The 20,147-nt window shown below is 35.7% G+C and carries 16 protein-coding genes and 1 tRNA gene; 1 reads left to right on the plus strand and 16 read right to left on the minus strand.

Translation table 11 applies throughout. The annotated features are described in order from the left end of the window. Positions 1-370: 370 nt before the first annotated feature. The 6 genes from J2S06_RS11740 to J2S06_RS11765 form a co-directional block, all read right to left on the minus strand. Positions 371-796 carry a UPF0236 family transposase-like protein gene (locus tag J2S06_RS11740; RefSeq protein ID WP_419152417.1) on the minus strand — a complete coding sequence of 142 codons (426 nt, stop codon included), beginning with the start codon at positions 794-796 and terminating at the stop codon, positions 371-373. A 209-nt stretch (positions 797-1,005) separates the two neighbouring features. Continuing rightward, entirely contained in the window at positions 1,006-1,368 is a 363-nt protein-coding gene (locus J2S06_RS11745; protein ID WP_419152434.1) for a type II toxin-antitoxin system PemK/MazF family toxin, read from the minus strand. Between the two features lie 67 nt (positions 1,369-1,435). Continuing rightward, entirely contained in the window at positions 1,436-4,684 is a 3,249-nt protein-coding gene (locus J2S06_RS11750) for a type I restriction endonuclease subunit R (protein ID WP_419152418.1), read from the minus strand. Between the two features lie 40 nt (positions 4,685-4,724). Beyond that, a complete protein-coding gene (locus J2S06_RS11755) occupies positions 4,725-5,957 on the minus strand; it encodes a restriction endonuclease subunit S (RefSeq protein ID WP_419152419.1) in 1,233 nt (410 codons plus the stop codon). Continuing rightward, positions 5,947-7,464, minus strand: a complete 1,518-nt coding sequence (locus J2S06_RS11760; RefSeq protein WP_419152420.1) for a class I SAM-dependent DNA methyltransferase — start codon at positions 7,462-7,464, stop codon at positions 5,947-5,949. The genes J2S06_RS11755 and J2S06_RS11760 overlap by 11 nt, the downstream gene beginning before the upstream one ends. A 20-nt stretch (positions 7,465-7,484) precedes the next feature. Continuing rightward, the gene (locus J2S06_RS11765) at positions 7,485-8,078 is read right to left on the minus strand and encodes a helix-turn-helix domain-containing protein (protein WP_419152421.1); all 594 of its coding nucleotides are present in this window, start codon (positions 8,076-8,078) and stop codon (positions 7,485-7,487) included. A gap of 788 nt (positions 8,079-8,866) precedes the next feature. Between J2S06_RS11765 and J2S06_RS11770 the strand changes: the two genes are divergently transcribed. Continuing rightward, entirely contained in the window at positions 8,867-9,772 is a 906-nt protein-coding gene (locus J2S06_RS11770) for a nuclease-related domain-containing protein (RefSeq protein ID WP_419152422.1), read from the plus strand. 323 nt (positions 9,773-10,095) lie between these two features. On the opposite strand, the gene rlmH is transcribed toward J2S06_RS11770, so the two are convergent. The 10 genes from rlmH to J2S06_RS11820 all read right to left on the minus strand — a co-directional run bounded on the left by rlmH (position 10,096) and on the right by J2S06_RS11820 (position 19,888). Then, positions 10,096-10,575 carry a 23S rRNA (pseudouridine(1915)-N(3))-methyltransferase RlmH gene (gene rlmH, locus J2S06_RS11775; protein WP_044749006.1) on the minus strand — a complete coding sequence of 160 codons (480 nt, stop codon included), beginning with the start codon at positions 10,573-10,575 and terminating at the stop codon, positions 10,096-10,098. A gap of 132 nt (positions 10,576-10,707) precedes the next feature. Further along, positions 10,708-10,863, minus strand: a complete 156-nt coding sequence (locus J2S06_RS11780; protein ID WP_419152423.1) for a CxxH/CxxC protein — start codon at positions 10,861-10,863, stop codon at positions 10,708-10,710. A gap of 107 nt (positions 10,864-10,970) precedes the next feature. After that, positions 10,971-12,203: a S1C family serine protease gene (locus J2S06_RS11785; RefSeq protein WP_419152424.1), complete on the minus strand. Its 1,233-nt coding sequence runs from the start codon at positions 12,201-12,203 to the stop codon at positions 10,971-10,973. A gap of 164 nt (positions 12,204-12,367) precedes the next feature. Next, on the minus strand, positions 12,368-13,162 hold the full coding sequence (locus tag J2S06_RS11790) for an MBL fold metallo-hydrolase (protein WP_419152425.1): 795 nt from the start codon (positions 13,160-13,162) through the stop codon (positions 12,368-12,370). 5 nt (positions 13,163-13,167) lie between these two features. Further along, on the minus strand, positions 13,168-13,980 hold the full coding sequence (locus tag J2S06_RS11795; protein WP_419152426.1) for a two-component system regulatory protein YycI: 813 nt from the start codon (positions 13,978-13,980) through the stop codon (positions 13,168-13,170). Next, a complete protein-coding gene (locus J2S06_RS11800; protein WP_419152427.1) occupies positions 13,967-15,316 on the minus strand; it encodes a YycH family regulatory protein in 1,350 nt (449 codons plus the stop codon). The genes J2S06_RS11795 and J2S06_RS11800 overlap by 14 nt, the downstream gene beginning before the upstream one ends. Next, on the minus strand, positions 15,313-17,145 hold the full coding sequence (gene walK, locus J2S06_RS11805) for a cell wall metabolism sensor histidine kinase WalK (RefSeq protein WP_419152428.1): 1,833 nt from the start codon (positions 17,143-17,145) through the stop codon (positions 15,313-15,315). The genes J2S06_RS11800 and walK overlap by 4 nt, the downstream gene beginning before the upstream one ends. Before the next feature lie 5 nt (positions 17,146-17,150). Then, positions 17,151-17,861: a response regulator YycF gene (gene yycF / locus J2S06_RS11810; protein WP_419152429.1), complete on the minus strand. Its 711-nt coding sequence runs from the start codon at positions 17,859-17,861 to the stop codon at positions 17,151-17,153. A 258-nt stretch (positions 17,862-18,119) separates the two neighbouring features. Further along, positions 18,120-19,556, minus strand: a complete 1,437-nt coding sequence (locus J2S06_RS11815; RefSeq protein WP_419152430.1) for a peptidoglycan DD-metalloendopeptidase family protein — start codon at positions 19,554-19,556, stop codon at positions 18,120-18,122. Between the two features lie 259 nt (positions 19,557-19,815). Then, a tRNA-Phe gene (locus tag J2S06_RS11820) sits at positions 19,816-19,888 on the minus strand. Positions 19,889-20,147: the final 259 nt, after the last annotated feature.

Genomic DNA, 20,147 nt, shown 5'->3' on the forward strand with positions numbered 1-20,147 from the left:
TACCGTGACAAAGTTGATGGTTATGATTCCGGTATTGGTAATAGGCATGTTGCTTTTGAATAAGATCATTACGTCAAATGGGCAGTCATGATTAGAGGTCCGGCAAAAATTTAGTCGATTGTTAAGCAGTAGAGAGATTAAAACTGCAAAGGGGAGCAATTTAAATGTTTTCACTGCGTTTTTTGCTGCACTGCTAGACTTTTTCAGGAAAGTCTTTTTTCCAATTTGTAAAACGGTTTTACTACCTATTTTTTAATAGTATATCTTAAAACAGCACCTCCGAGTAAGTAAACAAAATACGGCACAGCGATTGAGTCAAGAGTTTGTGGGAAATTTTTTTTGATGTTTTCATTCGTTGGATATATTTGGTTTAAATAACTTGATTTATGTAAGCGTTTTCTAGTCCTCTCATCCTGCTTGCGTGCACCGTTTTCGCTTTTTTTAAAACCCTTTCAATGCTTTTAACGCTTGATAAATAGGCGTTCCTGACGAATGATCGAAATAACGGATATTCCCTCGCACCAACTCTGCTACCTTTGTTCCTACGTGCTTCATCGCCTTTTTCACGATCCAAATAGTCATTGCGTCGGATCTCCACCTCCCCAAAGAGTGTCTGGATGCGTACCGTTCGCTTATCTTTTAGGTAATAACGCTTTTTATCTCGTTGCTTGGCTATCTCTTCATCCAGCCATTCCAATACCTGTTGAAACATTTCTCCATAGGTTTTTTGTAACATCGAAAACAATTCTGCTTCTAACTCTTTTAATGTTTGTCCATCTGTGATAAACTGTTGCATAGGACTCTCTGACCTCCTGTTGTGGTTTGGTTGCACTTATCACCATACAGGAAGAGAGTCCTTTTTGCATCTATTTTGCTCATCCTCTTTTTTTCAAGGAAACCTCCCCTTGAAACAGATGGAAGAGGATTTAACTTCCTCCCACAAACATTTTACTCATACCCAGTCAATTTTTTTTGGGGAAAAGTTGATTATTTTCGTTATAAAATTTAAAATCCCATTGCAAATAATAAACGATTTCTCATAAGATCCAAATCTTTCACGTCAATATTCCCTAAATGCTCACCAATTCTTACTTTATCTACCATTTTAATATCTTCGAACTTAACGCATGAATCTTCGTTTAAAAAGGGATATTTGGATTTAAGGTGTATGTAATGATTTTTATATTTTGGTGTTTTCACTCCGTTCACAAGGTTATATTTGAATTTAGTTGTTAATGGAATCAAAACAACAGTATCTCCACTGTTTAATTGATTCCTACTAATAATTAAGCAAGGCCGTCTTTTATTCTTTTCCCCTCCTAAATTGCCCTCTCCTAGTTCAACGTTAAATACCCCACCTCTATATATTGTAGGTACTGTTCCATTCCGTTTTTGATAATCTTTTTATTCAATTAATAATTAAGAAAAGTTTTTCTTATACCTCATATTCACTTTTAGACTCCGCAGCCTGCAGCGTATTCCAATCTCTTACTTCAGTGTGCTCCGCCATTAACTCTGCTTGTCGCATAACTGTGTCCAATGCTTTTTTCGCTTGTTCTGGTGGGTAATCGTACTTCTTCAATAGTCGCTTAATAATTCTCCTCATTCCTGCACGGGCGCTTTTTCGAACATGCCAGTCAATGGTCATGTTCCGTCTAATTGCTTGAGTCAGTTCATTGGCGATTTTACGTAAGACTTCATCTTCCATTAACTCTTTAACTATAGACTCAGATGTTAAAGCATCGTAAAAGGCAATTTCATCTTCATTTAATCCGAGATCTTTTTCTTCTTCTCGTTCTTTTTTCATGTCCTTTGCCATTTGAATTAGTTCTTCGATTACTTCGGCGTTTGTAATGGCTTGGTTTTTATATTTGTTCAGCGACTGTTTCAGTTTTTCCGAGTATTTTTGGGATTTGACAAGGTTGCGTCTTTCCATTGTTTTGATATTGCCTTCCAGCAATTTTTTAAGCATTTCAACGGCTAAATTTTTATATTCATATGAACGTACTTCTTCGAGAAATTCTTCCGATAATATAGATACATCAGGATGTTTCAATCCCATCACTTCAAATACATCCACTACTTCTTCTGAAATAATGGAACGTTCGAGTAATTGATTCACGCGTGCTTCGATTTCTTTTTTCGTCTTTCGCTTCGGCTGTTTTTCTTGTAGCTTATTTAGGCTTGCCTTAACCGCTTTAAAATAACTAACTTCAAGGGCTGCTGCTTTTCCTTCATTCGTCGCTGCACATAGTGAATGCGCCTTCGCTAGCTCGGTTGCCGTCTTTTTGAATTCTTTTTGTTCTTTTTCACTCTTACCAAAAATGACATTCATTCCGCCCGTGATGGCTCGAATACGAGCTGCTTGGGATGAACCCATATAAGCAGAGTAATCAAACCCATGCATCATACCTTGTAAAATTTCAAGTTTCTCTTTCATAACAGCTACAGCAGCCGATGTATCGATACCTGTTGTTTTCTGATCACTTTCGGTATATTGATTTAATGCTTTCTTTAAGCTTTCTAATATTCCAATATAATCGACAACCACACCACCTGATTTATCTTTAAATACACGGTTTACCCGTGCGATTGCCTGCATGAGGTTATGACCCTTCATTGGTTTATCGATGTACATCGTATGCATGGAAGGTACGTCAAATCCGGTCAGCCACATATCACGTACAATGACGATTTTTAGTTCATCATTATTATCTTTCATTCTTTTTGCCAATAAATCCCGCCGTTTTTTTCCACCAATATGCGGCTGTAGGAAATCATCCTCTCCAGCACTGCCTGTCATGACGACTTTAATTTTACCTTTATCATCATCATCTGAATGCCAATCTGGACGTAATTTGACAATTTCGTTATAAAGTGCGACACAAATACGGCGACTCATACAGACGATCATTGCTTTTCCGTCAATTGCTTTTGCCTTTTCTTCGTAATGATGAACAATATCTTTGGCTAATTGTTTGATCCGGTTAGGTGAACCGACGATGGCTTCGAGCCTCGACCATTTTGATTTATACTTTTCACGTACTGATTCTTCCTGATCTTCGGTAATCTCTTCAAATTCTTCATCGATCTTAGCTAATTCTTCTTCATTGGCTTCCAAGCGGATAATACGGTTTTCATAATAAATTTTAACCGTTGCTTTATCTTCAACTGCTCGCGTCATATCATAAATGTCAATATAATTACCGAAAACAGCGGGCGTTGACTTATCTTCCAGCTCAATCGGTGTTCCTGTAAAACCGATAAATGAAGCATTCGGAAGTGCATCACGAAGATATTTTGCATATCCATATTTCACTTCGCCTGTTTTCGTATCTGTCTTTGCAGAAAAACCATATTGACTGCGATGAGCTTCATCGGCAATGACGATCACATTTTTCCGATCGGTTAGAACCGGCATTTCGCCTTCTTCCGGTTTAAATTTTTGAATCGTTGTAAAAATAATACCGCCCGATTCTCGATCATTGAGAAGATCATATAATCCGTTTATCTCTTTGGATTTTTCATTTGCCTGTTGTTTTTTCTGTTCTTCATTCAATTTGCGGACATCTGCTTGTTTCGGTGTTTGTCTTAAGATATCCTTTGATTTTAAAAACGTCGAAAATAGCTGGTCATCTAAATCGTTGCGGTCGGTAATCACCACAATGGTTGGATTATTTAGCTCTTTGACAAGCTGTGCTGTATAAAAAACCATCGAAAAACTTTTACCCGAACCTTGTGTATGCCATATAACACCGATTTTACGGTCTCCATTCTCACTGGTCGCTATTTTTGTCTTTTCCACCGCTTTTTTTACTGCAAAATATTGGTGATAGGCAGCGAGAATTTTGGCAATCGTTTTTCTTTCGCCGATTTTCTTCCCATTTTCATCCCGTTCTTCTTCTTTGGATTCCTGAAAGAGAATAAAGTTTTCAATAATATCAATAAGCCGGTCTTTTGCCAGCATCCCTCTTAACAACACTTCATATTGCGGCACTTCAAGTGGCTCAATGTTTTCCCCATCCACCGTCCGCCAATTCATAAAACGTTCTTGACTTGCGGTAATCGTTCCCGCTTTTGCATTAATTCCATCGGATAAAATACAAAAAGCATTATAATAAAATAAAGATGGAATATCACGTTTATACGTTTGAATCTGTGCATAGGCATTATCGATACTCACATTTTCATCAGATGCTGATTTTAATTCGATAACGACGAATGGGATGCCATTTATAAAAATAACTAAATCCGGGCGGCGTTCTTCTTTTTCAACGACCGTAAACTGATTCACTACCAAAAAATCATTATTAGCTGGTTCTTCAAAATCAATTAAGAATGCCTTCATCGAACGGCTATGACCTTCTTGATGAAACGACACATCGATGCCTTCAGTGATTAATTTGTGAAAATGGCGGTTGTTTTCTTCTAGACTTGGACTATTAAAAGCTATAATTTGCCGAAATGCTTCTTCTATTGCTTCCTGTGGCAAATGGCGATTATGTTTAAACAAAGCATCTTTTACACGGTCTTCTAAAATGACGGTACGATAATCTTTGCGTTCTGGTCTTTCCCCATCACAACTAATGTCCGGACCAAAGACATAGTCATAGCCAAGTTCCTGAAGAATCTCAATCGCAGCTTCCTCCAGCTTATCTTCTGTAAAATTTTCAAAAAAACTCATCCACCTCTCCCCTTTCGCAATCGGAACCTCCCATATTCCATTAACTCTGTTCTACTAAAGTTTCATTATCCAGCGGGACACGAATTTCTCCGGACATTAGTTTTGGAAGAAGGGTGTCTCGAAGTTTCTCTAAAACGGCATTTTCTCTCTTTAAGTTTTCTTTTTGATTTAAAATGGATTTTGTAATTTTATGATATCTTCTAAGAATATTAATGTCAGGAATAACCAGCTTGTAATCCTCTAAATCATTTTTAGAAACATTTAAATATACACTTCCACTTGCTGTATACTGAAAATTGCTAAATGCAATATTTAGAATTTCATATAAAAATTCTTTATACATATTATCAAATGCCCTAGCTATTCCCGAACCACGTCCAATAGCGTATCTATCATCCAACTCTGTTACTAAACCGATTGTTGCTCGTACACCAAATACAAAGTCACCTTTTTCTCCTACTTTTTTAGGATCAGATGTATATTTACTAGGACTTAAATTTTTATTTTGAAAGTCTGTAGCACCATTCAATAATGGTAATCCTATTTTATCTGTGTTATAAGTATCACTTTTTGGAGATTGCCCCATAATTATTTCTGCAATACTTGATAACTTATCTACTTTCCACCCTTTAGGTATTTCTCCCAACTCACTTTCAACCATTTCACCGCCACTTGATTTATATGGCTCGCCATTTTCATTTGGAAATTCAAAATCTACAAACCAATGTTTAAACAATGCTTGTGCCATTTCTTCAAGCTTTTCGTTGATTTGATTGTTCGTTTCAATTTTTTCGTCTAAGGTTGAAAGAATGTTTGCTATAGCTTTTTGTTCATTTAGAGGAGGAAGCATTATGCCATAATTCATAATTGCTGATTTATCTCCTCTTGGCATTTTTGTACCTTTAGAAGTGGCTGTAACATAATCAAAAAAATTATCTTGCAAAAGCGTGTAATATAAATATTTTTTGTCAAGTTCCTTCTCGTCCTTATTTTTAATAACTAATACATCATTAGAACAACCTCCATTTTTAGTGGCAAACCATATTTTTTTAAAGTACGGGCGAATATTTGATAATAATATATCTCCTTTTTTATATCTTCTTACACTCTTAGTTGTTGGCAACCCAGAAGCCATTCCTACACCACTTTTATTGGGTAACATATTTTCAGTTGAAATATAATTGTCAAGAGTAACTTCAGCCGAAGGAATTTTCTCATCTCCATAATAGCTAACTTCTTCAAGGACAACTTCTTTCCATCCATTAAATGTCATACCCAATCCCCCCTAGATTCTTTCTAATCTCTTCTTCCAATCGGTGGGATTTTTCAAATAGTTCTCTTAATTCACTCGTGAGGGTTTCCATTTTTTCTTCAAATGGTATACCATCATCCTCGACATCACTTATTCCAACATAGCGTCCGGGAGTTAATACATAGTCATTTTGACGTACATCTTCTAAAGTCGCTGATTTACAGAATCCCTTGATGTCTTCATATTTCCCATCTCGTTTACGCCAGTTTCGGTATGTTCCTGCAATTTTTTGAATATCTTCTTCTGTTAATTCACGAAGACGACGGTCAACCATTTGTCCCATGTTTCGTGCATCGATAAATAAAATTTCATGTTCACGGCTTCGGTATTTAGGATGATTTTTCTTATTACGGTTTAAAATCCATAAACATACCGGAATACCAGTTGAATAGAATAATTTATCAGGCAATGCAACAATGGCATCGACTAAATCCGCTTCGAGTATGTTTTTACGAATTTCCCCTTCATTCGATGTATTGGAACTTAACGAACCATTGGCTAATACAATACCAGCAGCGCCATTTGGTGAAAGGTGATAAATTATATGCTGTAACCATGCATAGTTGGCATTGCTCGCTGGTGGTGTACCGAATTTCCAACGAACATCATCAACTAATTCATTTCCTCCCCAGTCACTCACATTGAATGGAGGATTGGCAAGGATGAAATCTGCTTTCAGCGTTTTATGCAAATCGTTATGGAATGTATCCGCATGGTGTTCGCCGATATTCCCCTCAATTCCACGGATAGCAAGATTCATTTTACAAAGCTTCCAAGTCGTGGAATTGAGTTCCTGACCATAAATAGAGAGATTATCAATTTTTCCTTGATGGCGTTCAACAAACTTTTCACTTTGAACAAACATGCCGCCGCTTCCACAACAAGGGTCATAAATCCGCCCTTCATAAGGTTCAATCATTTCAACCAATGTTTTAACAACACTTTGTGGCGTATAGAACTCGCCACCGCCTTTTCCTTCTGCACTGGCAAACTTACCTAAGAAATATTCATAAACTCGACCAAGTAAGTCTTTTTCTTGTTTGCTGTGCAATTTAATGGTTGAAATGAGGTCTATCAGTTCTCCTAATCGGCGTTTATCAATCTCAGGGCGGGCATAACGTTTATCTAACACACCTCTGAGTGACGGGTTTTCTTTTTCAATTTCAATCATTGCTTCATCAATATATTGACCGATTTTCGGGTCTTTCGCACGGTCTTTAATGAAGCTCCAACGTGACTGTTTCGGTACCCAGAAAATATTTTCGGCTGTATATTCATCACGATCTTCTTCAAAACCTTCTCCTTCTTCAACTAACTCGTTATACTTCATTTCAAACTTATCAGAAATGTATTTTAAGAAAATCAATCCTAAGACTACGTGTTTATATTCGGATGCATCCATGCTTCCACGTAATTTGTCAGCCGCTTTCCAAAGTGTTTCCTCAAAACCAATCTTTGCTGTGTCCATCATCATGTCTCCTTTTAAATCTAGTAATTATAATCATCGAATACTTCGAATAATTCACTTTCAAATTCATCTTGTTCAGGACCTGTTGACACCCAATCTGGTAACACTTCTAAATAATGGGCTAAAGCTTCTATTGTTTTATGGAAAACCGGTTCATGCTGTGCCTTATCTAAAAGTTCAAGAACCAATTTAAATGTGTCGAGATAAGGTTGATGTTCAGCACGATTCAGCATGTTCCGAAATTTTTCAATTAGTTTGGCTTTTTCAATAGCATGTTCTATTTGATTCAATTCCTCTTTGTCATAAACCGGCACTTCAACAAGATCATTTTCTTCCCCAATGAGGAACTGTTCTTCATATTTCGTGATAATAGGCTGTAAATCCCGCTTTAATTTTTCCTTTTGAATCTCCAGTTTATCTAAATCAGTTAATTCTTTTGAAAAGTATTTAGCGTCTATGCCAAAAATTTGTTCCAACGTAGGTAAATGTTTTTTAGAGATCTTTTGCTTTCTTTTAATCCAAAGATTAATATTTTGCTTTTTAATTCCAAGCTTTTCGGCCAGTTCAATTTGCTGCATACCATAAAGTTCAAGGATGTATTCTAAACCTATCAATTGATCACCTACCAAAATATTGTCCGAGTCAATATAGTTATATTGTAATAGGTAAATAGTTTCCAGTCAATAAAATTACTACTGTTTAGTAATATTAATCAATGGCCACACAATGACTAAAAAATATTGATTGATAAAAGTTTTTAATTTAGCAGAATTAATAAAGAATGTCGTTTTCTAATAAGAAATGGATATCTATCATTGTTGAAAATCAGGTTTGACAATTAAAATCTATTTTTATATTCTATTAATAGAACATATGTTCCATATTTTTTTAGGAGGTGATATTTATGCCCCATTGGAGAAAGGTATAAAACTGGCCAACATTCTCCCGCAAATGCGCATTATGAATGGGATGGCTATACAGATGGCTCATACTCGCCAAGTCCTACACTGAAAGAGAGAAAAATGATGTTGGAAAAAGATGAAGTTTTTCCGCTATCCATTGTGATCAAGGTGGATAATGGAGAATGACATCAAATGCTAAAAGAAATTAAAGATACTAATCTAGCATGGAGAAGCATGCCTCCTAGCTAAATGAGTAAAATTGCTTGTTTTTATATTTATAACCTCGCCAAGAATAGATGATTCGTATAACCCCAAAAAATGGTTCTTCATATTTTCCTTATATTCACTTCATTTTGAATAAAATGAATCATATACAATCAAATCTTATTTTCGTTGCATTTCTCTGCACTTGTATTTCTTTCGTACATAGTCTTCCCGCATTATTGATAATCAACCCAACAACATATAACCAATTTTCATTAAATGAAAGGACGTAGACTATGCTTTATAAATCTCGAACTAGATCTAAAGAATTGCTGATCATGGAGCTTTTAAATACTAGAATGGATTTATCTAGCAAGGACAAACAGTATTACCACTCTTTACAAAAGGGTTATGAAGGGGAAGTTTTATTTGATGCCTTAACAGAGAAGCTTCAATGTGAATGCTTTATTTTAAATGACTTACTACTTAATATAAATAATACCAACTTCCAAATTGATTCTTTAATTATAACTTCAGAGAAAATTTATTTATTCGAGATCAAAAATTATGAAGGGGATTATTATTACGAATCAGATAAGTTGTTCAAAATAACCAAATCCGAAATTATTAATCCTCTTCACCAATTGAGTAGAACTAATTATTTATTGCGCCAGCTACTCCTTAATCTTGGCTTTAATCCTCAAATTGATGCTTCGGTTGTTTTTATTAATCCTAATTTCACCCTATATCAAGCACCTCTCAATAAACCATTTATTTTTCCTACTCAACTAGACCAATATTGGGACAAACTTAATACCAAACCTTCAAAGTTAAATAGAAAACACAAGAAACTAGCGGATCAACTTATTTCTTTACATATAACTGAATCGCCTTATCAACAGTTACCATCATATGATTATGAACAGGTACGAAAAGGGATCACTTGTGTTCAATGCAAGTCTTTTTCTATCTCCATAGAAGGAAGAAAATGTGTATGTAAGGAATGCAGACATGAAGAATTAGTTACTGCTGCCGTAATGCGGAGCGTAAAGGAATTTAAGCTTCTTTTTCCAGATCATCGGATTTCTACAAATGCAATTCATCAATGGTGTCAAATAATACCATCTAAAAAGAGAATTAGAAGAATTCTAAACAATAATTTTAATCAAGTAGGAGTTCGTCAATGGACTTATTATGAGTAATAAATGGAAAATAAGGAGTATATATCCTTTAGTTATACTGTATTGTTCTTATCTTGTCCTTCATTAACAGTATGATGGTCATTTCTCTTGTTTCCTATCTTGTTTATGTCCTTCAGGAGTCCTATGAAGGACTTTTCTTATGCTTTCTATCTTCATTATGTCCTTCAAAAGCCTCATGACGGACATTCATCATCTACAATTTCTTCTTTTTGGACTTCATCGCCTCTATGAAGGACATTTACAAATGTTATTAGTTATTTTTTGTCCTTCACAGTGGCATTTCTCAAAAATCCATCTACTAAGCTATCTCCAAAAACCGCTATTCACTTATGATACGGTTCACCTCTGTTGATTTTAAAGGCTCGGTATATTTGCTCTAGTAAAATGAGGCGCATGAGCTGGTGTGGGAAGGTCATTTTGCTGAATGAGAGGGATTCGTTTGCCCGTGACATGACGGTTTGACTTAAGCCGAGTGAGCCGCCGATTACAAAGGCGATTTTGCTTTTTCCATAGGTTGCTAGCTTATCTAAGCTTTCGGCCAACTGTTCAGATGATTTCATCGTTCCTTCGATCGCTAACGCAATGACATAGGTGTCTGGGCTTATTTTGGCTAAAATTCGTTCTCCCTCTTTTTCCTTTACTTGTTCCATTTCTTGTTCGCTTAATGATTCTGGCGCTTTTTCATCTGGGAGCTCAATGATGTCCACTTTCGCATATGGTGAAAGCCGTTTTAAATATTCGTTCATGCCCTGTTTTAAATACTTTTCTTTTATTTTTCCGATTGAAATGATATGGATATTCATGTAACCAACCTCCGTTATGTACGTTTCCCTACTATAGCTTTATCCACAATTCAGTTGTGCACATGCCATCCCCATTTTAAGAACAAGTTACCCACAAGTTTTATCCACAAATGTGGATAAAACTTGTGGGAGCTACGATCCAACTATATAAACAGCAGGTTTTTCGCACAAATCACATGTTGTGGATAAACTGTGATTATCTTTAATTTTTTGAATATTCGGTGCTGTTTGTTTTTCATCTACAAACATGTCAATCGCTATTTCAATATGTTCTTCACAGCATTTCATCCATTTTCACTCTCCAATCATTTTTGCATTTTTATGCGAGATGCTCAAAACCTTTCGTCAAATCAAAAAACCAGAGAAGAGGTGTGCTTCTCTGGCATCAATAAAAACTAAAATGAACTTTGCTCAGAAAGCTTAATGGTCGTGGATTCGAGCTTTCCGTTTCGATAGTATTTCACTTTAATGGTATCTCCAACTTTATGTGAATAAAGCTGTTTTCTTAATTCTAAAAGGTTTGTTACTTTTTCACCTGCTAATTCGACGATCACATCTTTTTCTTTTAATCCGGCACGAGCTGCTGGTGAAGCTGGTTCTACCTCCATGATGACGACTCCTTCTTGAACATCCTCAGGTAAATGCAAAGCTTCAGTCCAATAATAGCTCGGAATATCTCCAAGAGATTGCAAGCTTACTCCCATATAAGGACGTTTCACTTCTCCGTATTTTTCAAGGGAAGAAATAATTGGAATGGCATCGTTAATAGGAATGGCTAAGCCAATTCCTTCTACTGCGCTTTGAGCAATTTTCATCGAGTTAATCCCAATGACTTTTCCATCTAAATTCACTAAAGCTCCCCCGCTATTTCCAGGATTGATGGCGGCATCTGTTTGCAATACCTCTGTTTGCCAATCCGCAACTCCGTCTTGGTTAAGATCGATAGGAACGGTTCGTTCAATACCGGAAATGATTCCTTGTGTGACAGAGCCAGCGAATTGTAGACCTAGTGGGTTGCCAATGGCTAAGACAGGCTCCCCTGCTTTGACTTGATCAGAATTTCCAAACTCTGCTACTTTTTTCACTTTGCTTGCATCAATCGTTAAAACAGCTAAGTCTGTTAACTCATCACTGCCGACAAGCTCAGCGGGAACACGGGTTCCATCACTTAACACGACTTCCAACTCACTTGCTTTTTCAACCACGTGATGGTTTGTCACGATAAAGGCATTCCCGCCTTCTTTTTTATAAATAACACCAGAACCTGTTCCAGCTTCACTTGTTTGGGACTGATTCCAAAAGCCTACTTCTTGAATGTTCACAACGCCAACAACTGTATCCGAAACCTCATCAACCGCTTTTGTGACCGCCGTATGGACATCGATATTGACCGTTTTCATATCGCCTTTCTGTATACGATCTTCTAAATTAGCCCCTTCTTCAGCAACATCCTTTGCACCGATATTGAAATCATATGGAAGAATATCAAGGTTTGCTAATGCTGGAAGGGAGAAAATAACAAGTAATGCTCCTAATACAGCCCCTAAAAATCCTGCTAAAAGGGAGCCGTTACGGTTTCCTTTTTGCTTTCCGTTTTTATTTTCATATTCTTGATCATAGTATCCCATCATTCATCATTCCTTTCCCATGACGATAGGTTTTTCTCATCACATCACCCAATTTTAAAATAAAATACTAACGAATAATAAACAAGATTTTTCACCAATTATTCATAAACAGCAAAATTGTAATAATTTTAACTTGCCCTTCCTAGCCATAATTCAAACATACGTTATACAGCTACAAGTGGAGTTGGTGTTTTCGGATCTGTATCATATAAATCAAATTGCTCACCCGTTATAAATCCTTTGTTAGCGAGTGTTTGCTGCACTGACATCCTTGCTAAATCCTTCATGTTATTGTCTTGGCTTAAATGGGCTAAATATATGCGTTTTGTCTTATCGCCAATTACATCTGCCATCGCAATGGCAGCATCTTCATTGGAAACATGGCCAACATCGCTTAAAATTCTCCGTTTAACATTCCACGGATAACGCCCCATACGCAGCATTTCGACATCGTGATTGCTTTCAAAAATAAAAATGTCTGCGTTATGGATAACCCCTTTCATACGGTTGCTGACATATCCAGTATCCGTAATTAACGCAAGCTTTTTCCCTTCATAATGAAACACGAAAAACATGGGTTCAGCCGCATCATGTGAAACACCGAAAGACTCAATATCAAGGCTTCCGAATGATTTTACTGTCCCCGTTTCAAAAGTGAATTTTTGTTCAGTATCAATTTCACCAATTAAACTATCCATTGCTTTCCACGTTTTTTTATTTGCATAAATTGGCAATCGATACTTTCTTGCTAAAACGCCAAGACCTTTTATATGATCACTATGTTCATGAGTAACGAAAATCCCACTCAAATTTTGAATATCACGATTGATTTCGCTAAATAGCTTTTCCATTTGTTTTCCGCTTAAACCAGCGTCGACTAAAAAAGAATGCTCTTTCGTTTCTATGTATATAGCGTTTCCCGTACTGCCGCTTGCGAGTACGCTAAATTGCAAGCTCATAGTCTTCACTCCAAGTTACTTTTTTCTGGTTTAATAATATCCCCTTCAAGGGCATTAACATAAAAGTCTTCTTGATCATTGACAACGATATGCCAAGTTGGGGCTAAAATTTGCTGTTCTGTTAATGGAATTTGTGTATAATAACCATACTCAACTTTTGTCACAGTACTCTTCGGTTTTAAATAGTTTTTGTCATAAAGAGCTTCTAAAGCCCGTATTGCCTTTATGACTTCATCTTGGTTTTCTAATTCTTTAATATCCTCTAGCAATGTTTGGCGATATGAAGTAATCTCATTGTGATCATTTAAGTAAAAAACAATCATTCCTATTCCATCATTTTCATCTTGAAATATAGCATAACCTTTATATACTTGTAAAAAAATAATTTCCTTGTCATTTTCATCATACCGCCAATAACGGTATTGCGAGCCTTGGATAATTTGTGTCGTTAATATTTGTTTTAGTTTATTTTCCATATTGTTATCTGGAAGTTGAATCGGCTCAATAAAACTCATTCTAAGCTGTGTTACTGGTTTGATGAGCTCTTCATCTGAAAGCATAAGCTCTTGATTTTTCAAACTGTCAATCTCCTCTTGAGTAAATTGTTTACTTTTTGCTGTAATATAAGACCCTTTAATCGTTTTAGTGGGTAATTTACCGTACTTAATATCCTCTGCTTTAAACTGTTCCTCAATGGTTGTTTCTGTGATGATATCGTATTTGTTCTCATTCATCTTTTCCATGTACTGCAAGGCTAAAAAAATATCCAGAACGAGGAAGGCAATGATGAAAATTGTCTTTGTTTTACTCCAATCCATCATCATCCCCCCCTAAATGAGCATTCTTCATATTAATCATTTGATACTTTCCATTTGTCAATTCAATACACCAAACTGGATGTAAATAAACAATATTTGGTTGTGTCGTAGATTGAATATCATAAGAAGGGAAAATGCGTTTAATTTCATTTTCATCAATACTAGAGTCATTTTCAATTGCGGCAATCACTTTGTCAGCTCCTGGCAATTCCATTTCTTCCTCTTGGATAAAATCGTCTAAGTAAAAGAGCGGACGTTGATATAAAGCAATTTCATTATTGCCCCAGCTTTGAATAATGGATGTTATTGTATAATGAGAATCAGTAAACGAAAACACTGGAAAATGATTAACGGTAAGTCGATAATAGATCTTTTGCTCTTGGTCAGTAGTAAAATATTTATAATCATTATAACCAGAAATCCACCCGCCATGGGCATTTAAGAAATCGATACTTTGTAAAATTAATTTCCCTTTTTCTGTCGTTAACGATTGGTCAATCGTCGGGTTAACATATAGTACTCTGCCTTGTCCTTCATTAATGACTAACTGTCTGGAGCTATCTGTATAAGTATATTCTGAACCGTTTACATCCTTTTTGACATAGCTTGGATTACTAAATAAAACCTCTTTAAATCGTTCACCACTTAAAAACTTCGTGATATATTTTTCGCTTTTTATTGGCAATGGATCTTTAGGTAAATAGATCCGATCATTCCAAAGGATAAAACGATGGAAATCATTTTTGGCTGAATCATAAATAACTTTCCAAGTTTCACTTAAGGTGGACTCAATTTCCGCTTGAACAACATACTCGTTTTCAACATCAACAAAGTACATGGTATTGTTGGAGGAATCCTTGGAAAAAGAAATGTACAATCGGTCAAACTTAATATTATACGTATCTTTTTCCGTCCATTCCGTCACCGTATTTAATGATGACAACGGGATGGTATCACTAAACATGAAACAAATAAATTTATGATCACCTTCAACTTGACCATTTAACCATTGATCAAATCCAAATTCTTTTTTTATTTCATCAGAAATATTTCGAAACCTTCTTAGCTCCCATTTCCGCATTTCTTCCCATAATTTCGATATTAATTCTTCATCATACGTTCCGTAATAATGCTGATTTTCATGAACAAGCAATTGCATAGGTAAAATGACTTCATGTATTTTTTTTGTTACATTGCTCAACGGATTATTTTCCACATATTTAGTGTTTTGTATTTCATTGTAGTTTGGCTGATATGTCCAAATATTCCATGTGAAAAATATACTAATTAAAACTAGCACCGCTAAAATAATTGATTTCACGGTTTCGGTTTTCATTCCCAATCATCCTCTTGGTTTGGATCATATGGTAAAGTAAAGAAGATGGTTGTCCCTTTTCCTTCTTCACTTTCTGCCCATATTTTACCGTTATGTGCTTCTACGATTTCTTTCGCTATCGCAAGCCCTAATCCTGTTCCCCCCATTTGACGTGAACGAGCTTTATCTACTCGATAAAAACGTTCAAAAATTTTGGAAAGACTTTTTTTCGGAACACCCATTCCTTCGTCCTTCACACTAATCTCAATGAAACCTTCCTTTTCGGTTGCGGTAAAGGTAATTTTTCCACCTTCTGGAGAGTATTTCAGCGCATTTGAAATAATATTATCAAGAACTTGCGTAATTTTATCTGAATCAACCTCAACATAAAAATCTTTGTTCGGAAGATTACGTATAAATGTTACATTTTGTTTTTTGGAAAGCTCAAAGCGATCAATAATTTTATGAAAATAATCAGTAAAATTAATCCAATCTTTATTAAAACGATAATCTTTACTATCTAATTTCGATAACTGTAATAAATCATTGACAAGGCGAATCATTCGTTCCGTTTCATTTTGTGTAACTTGTAAAAATTTAGGGGCAATGGTTTCATCCTTCCATGCTCCCTCAGCTAAAGCCTCTAAATAACTTCTCATGGTTGTTAACGGAGTTCTTAATTCATGAGAAACATTGGCGACAAATTCACGGCGTTCTTGTTCAATACGTTCTTGTTCTGTAATATCATAAACAACAGCGATTAAACCGTTTATTGGACCTTCTTCTTTTTGAATAGGTGAAAAGCTTATGCGTAAAATATATGAACGCTCTTTTGTATTCACGTCTAATATGAGAGGTTCCTGTTGATGTACTAAATCTTCAAAGGAATATTCATCCTCTAGTTGAAGCAAATCAACTAAACTTGTTTCTAATGCTGTTTCACGTGAAACATTCAGCATATCTATTGCTGGTGTGTTCACTAAAATAACATGTCCTTTAGCATCTGTAGCAATGACTCCATCTGTCATATGAGCAATAACAGAAGCTAATTTACGCCGTTCTCCTTCAGTCGTTTCTTGCGCTTCTTCCAGTTCTTCGGTGAGATGATTAAATGTTGTCGCCAATTGGCCAATTTCATCTTCACCATATATTTTAACCTTTCGGGAAAAATTCCCTTTTGCTAATTCCAAGGCCTGTTTTCTCATATCCGAAAGGGGACGGGTAATCGTACGTGCCAAAAATATCCCTAGGGCTGCTGTAATAAGAAGTGATATTCCTGTTCCTGTAGCGAGAATCGTATTAATCGTTCTCATTAAAGAAAATACTTCCTCCATTGAAGCAATCACATAAACAGCCCCAATCGTTTCGCCTTTAAAATCGGTTACGATTGGTGTAGAGGTAACATACATACGATAATTCGTTTCCGGATCAATTAAAATATTTTCATTTAATGATCCTAAAACAAGGGTCCGAGTAATCATATTTTCCGTTGTTCTTTTTCCAATAATGTCTTTATTAAAGTCTGAAGTGCCAATGACCCGAGCATCCTGATCCACAACGCGAATTTCTTTAATTTCATCCCCTTTATAATCCTTTAATATGGAGGATATTTCATCCTCTACTTTAATAGTAGGATCTTCTTCTGCCTTTAGCATAGCTTGCTCAATATTATAAGCCATTAAATCAATTCGTTGATTAAGAGAGGAAGTAAAATTATCAATAAGACGTGTTTCCAACGCACGTACAAAATAAACGCCGATAATTTGCATTCCTAAAATAATAAGCAATACATAAATCATCACAAATTTAAAATGAATCGAACGAAAGAAACTAACTTTACGATTATTCATACGAATTACTCCTGTTCAGGGTTCCGTAAATAGTAGCCTACCCCTCTTCTTGTTACGATCCAAGTTGGATGACTAGGATTGTCTTCAATTTTTTCCCGGAGCCTTCTGACCGTAACATCAACTGTCCTTACATCTCCAAAGTAATCATATCCCCATACTGTTTGCAGAAGGTGCTCACGTGTCATCACTTGCCCTATATGCTTAGCTAAATAATGTAATAATTCAAATTCTCGATGTGTCAATTCGATTGTTTCACCGCGTTTTGACACGACATATGCATCGGGGTGAATCACAAGGGAACCAACTTGAATTTCCGACTGGTCAGAAAATGATTCTTTAGCTAAATTTGTCTGTTGTCTGCGTAAATTGGCTTTAACTCGAGCTAGCAATTCCCTTGTACTAAACGGTTTCGTTACATAATCATCAGCACCAAGCTCTAAACCAAGCACTTTATCAATTTCTGAATCTTTTGCTGTTAGCATAATGATAGGCATATCGTATTTTTTACGAATTTCACGGCAAGCTTCCATCCCATCTTTACCAGGCAGCATTATATCTAAAAGAATTAAATCTGGCTGGAATTCCTCAACGATCTCTATAGCCTCATGTCCATCATAAACACAATGCACTTCATAGCCTTCTTTTTTTAAATTAAACTCTAATATATCAGCAATTGGTTTTTCATCATCGACAACCAATATTTTTTTTTGTTCCATAGCCATTCGCTCCTTTAATGCCTACTATTTTATCATTACCATGAGTGTATAACATCTATCAATTTTCATACGTTCTGTCAACAAAAAATGGTTTCAATATTATTGTAAAAAAGACCATTTGTTAATGCTAGTGGGATTGAATTCCTATCTTTCAACTACATCTGAACCTGCTTTTGCCCTAGTAATTCTTTGGAGATAAGGTGTTTTCATTAATCTTAAAGTTTAAGACCTCTAGCAAAACGCTAGAGGTCTTCTATATTAATAGTAGTCTAAAGGATTACGTAAGGACCCGTTTTCATACACTTCAAAATGAAGGTGAACTCCAGTTGAATTTCCTGTAGAGCCCATTACACCAATTTTTTGGCCTTTTGATACGGTTTGTCCTACAGATACAGATATTGAGCTCAAATGAGCGTAAACCGTTTTCATTCCATTATTATGATTAATGACAATTTTATTTCCATATCCACCATCATAACCAGCAAATACAACCTTTCCATTATCTGCTGCCTTAATCGTTAAATTCGATGGACGAGCTATATCAATTCCTTTATGCATTTTTCCCCAGCGTGAACCCATTTTACTGGACACATATCCGCCAACTGTCGGCCATGCTAGATTTCCAGTACCTCGCGATGGAATAATTTTTGTTCCTTTCACAACAACTTTAGGCGTCGGCTCTTTTATAATTTCTTCGCTTTTTGTTTCAACCTTTACTTGTTTTCCATTTTCTTTATAAACAATATAGTGATGAAGTTTTGCCCCTTGTTGTCCTTCTTGTTTTATTCTTGTTTCACCTTTTGGTAAATTTTCATCTTCAACAATTTCTGTTTTAAATGGAATCATTTCCTCTTTTAAAAATTCTTCCTGTACCATAACGTTAAAATATGGTTGAGGTGCTTGAACGTTTAATTGGTCCCCTGGTCGAATAACTGATTCTACGTTAAGATCAGGATTGATGGCAAGCAAATCTTTTAATTTCATATCAAACTTTGCCGCAATGTTTACTAGAACATCATTTTCTTGGACAGTATATTTTTGTTCTTCTAAAGTCCCTTTTTCAAGAAGAGTCATTCCTTCTTCAGGTGTTATAATTTTTGTAGGTGAAACTTTTTCTTCTGAAAATGAAACTTCTTTTGATAATAAAACGTCTAATATACGGGACTCACCTTTTTGAATAGCAGGTAAAGGTTCTTCACTATTTTTACGGCTCTCGATTTGAGCCAAATCCTCTTTTGAAACATATTTTTGTTTATATAGCTGAAGAGCCTTCTCTGCTTCTTCTTTATTTTTAAAATTCGCTATCGCTTTACCGTTTATAACAAGTGCTGTTGAATCCACTACCACTTGAAGTTCTTGCTTTAATTTTTCAGATACCTTCTCATTATTTACTGCGAACCGGAACGTTTGCTCTGGAACAATAACAAGATCTTCAACTGCTAGTGGCAATTCTGGATATTTATCTTTCTCGGACTCTATTTTTTCTTGCGACACTTCTTTTATAATATCTTGATCGCTTACAGCGCCTATGTATTGGCCATCTAAATATATGTGATAAATGGTTGTAATTTGTTCAGCGGATGCACGATTAGCACCGATCATCAATAAAAAAGCAACACTCAATCCTAGTAATGATTTTTTCCCATTAATCCTCTTGCGAACATTTTCAACGGACTCCTTTTTTCCCCATAACACGACAATTCCTCCTAATATCATAAGCCAATATTCATAATTTGATACACACTTTACTAATTTACCATACATAAAGCCTATTTTCATGGGTTCTTTCACATTTGTAACATGTTTGTATAATTGATGTCATTTTATGGAGAAATTTGCAAAAATTTTGATTAAATTGTTTATTTTTAGAAAAATTATGGTGCATAATGTAAGGATGATTATAAATAAAAATAAAAATACATGGCCTAACTGACCATGTATAAAAAATTCAAAGTGGCTCGGGACGGAATCGAACCGCCGACACAAGGATTTTCAGTCCTTTGCTCTACCAACTGAGCTACCGAGCCATATATATTATTTAATTAAAATTTAATTATCATCTTTCCCATTGTCCTTTGTCCCAGCCTCAGTTTGTCTTCTCAAGATGCCGCTCGGCTGGTACAACTCGAAGCTTACTCATGGATGTTTTGCTCGTTGCTCTACCAACTGAGCTACCGAGCCATATATATTAATTTAATTAAAATTTAATTATCATCTTTCCCATTGTCCTTTGTCCCAGCCTCAGTTTGTCTTCTCAAGATGCCGCTCGGCTGGTACAACTCGAAG

The organism is Bacillus alveayuensis (genome assembly GCA_030812955.1).
Classification (GTDB): Bacteria; Bacillota; Bacilli; order Bacillales; family Aeribacillaceae; genus Bacillus_CB; species Bacillus_CB alveayuensis.

Coding starts and splice junctions, on each gene's coding strand:
- J2S06_RS11780 (WP_419152423.1), bottom strand. CDS start 10,863: ATGAAATGCTGTGAAGAACATATTGAAATAGCGATTGACATGTTTGTA.
- J2S06_RS11790 (WP_419152425.1), bottom strand. CDS start 13,162: ATGAGCTTGCAATTTAGCGTACTCGCAAGCGGCAGTACGGGAAACGCT.
- J2S06_RS11760 (WP_419152420.1), bottom strand. CDS start 7,464: ATGGACACAGCAAAGATTGGTTTTGAGGAAACACTTTGGAAAGCGGCT.
- J2S06_RS11740 (WP_419152417.1), bottom strand. CDS start 796: ATGCAACAGTTTATCACAGATGGACAAACATTAAAAGAGTTAGAAGCA.
- J2S06_RS11770 (WP_419152422.1), top strand. CDS start 8,867: ATGCTTTATAAATCTCGAACTAGATCTAAAGAATTGCTGATCATGGAG.
- yycF (WP_419152429.1), bottom strand. CDS start 17,861: ATGGAACAAAAAAAAATATTGGTTGTCGATGATGAAAAACCAATTGCT.
- J2S06_RS11800 (WP_419152427.1), bottom strand. CDS start 15,316: ATGAAAACCGAAACCGTGAAATCAATTATTTTAGCGGTGCTAGTTTTA.
- rlmH (WP_044749006.1), bottom strand. CDS start 10,575: ATGAATATCCATATCATTTCAATCGGAAAAATAAAAGAAAAGTATTTA.
- J2S06_RS11750 (WP_419152418.1), bottom strand. CDS start 4,684: ATGAGTTTTTTTGAAAATTTTACAGAAGATAAGCTGGAGGAAGCTGCG.
- J2S06_RS11755 (WP_419152419.1), bottom strand. CDS start 5,957: ATGACATTTAATGGATGGAAAGAAGTTGTCCTTGAAGAAGTTAGCTAT.
- walK (WP_419152428.1), bottom strand. CDS start 17,145: ATGAATAATCGTAAAGTTAGTTTCTTTCGTTCGATTCATTTTAAATTT.
- J2S06_RS11785 (WP_419152424.1), bottom strand. CDS start 12,203: ATGGGATACTATGATCAAGAATATGAAAATAAAAACGGAAAGCAAAAA.
- J2S06_RS11795 (WP_419152426.1), bottom strand. CDS start 13,980: ATGGATTGGAGTAAAACAAAGACAATTTTCATCATTGCCTTCCTCGTT.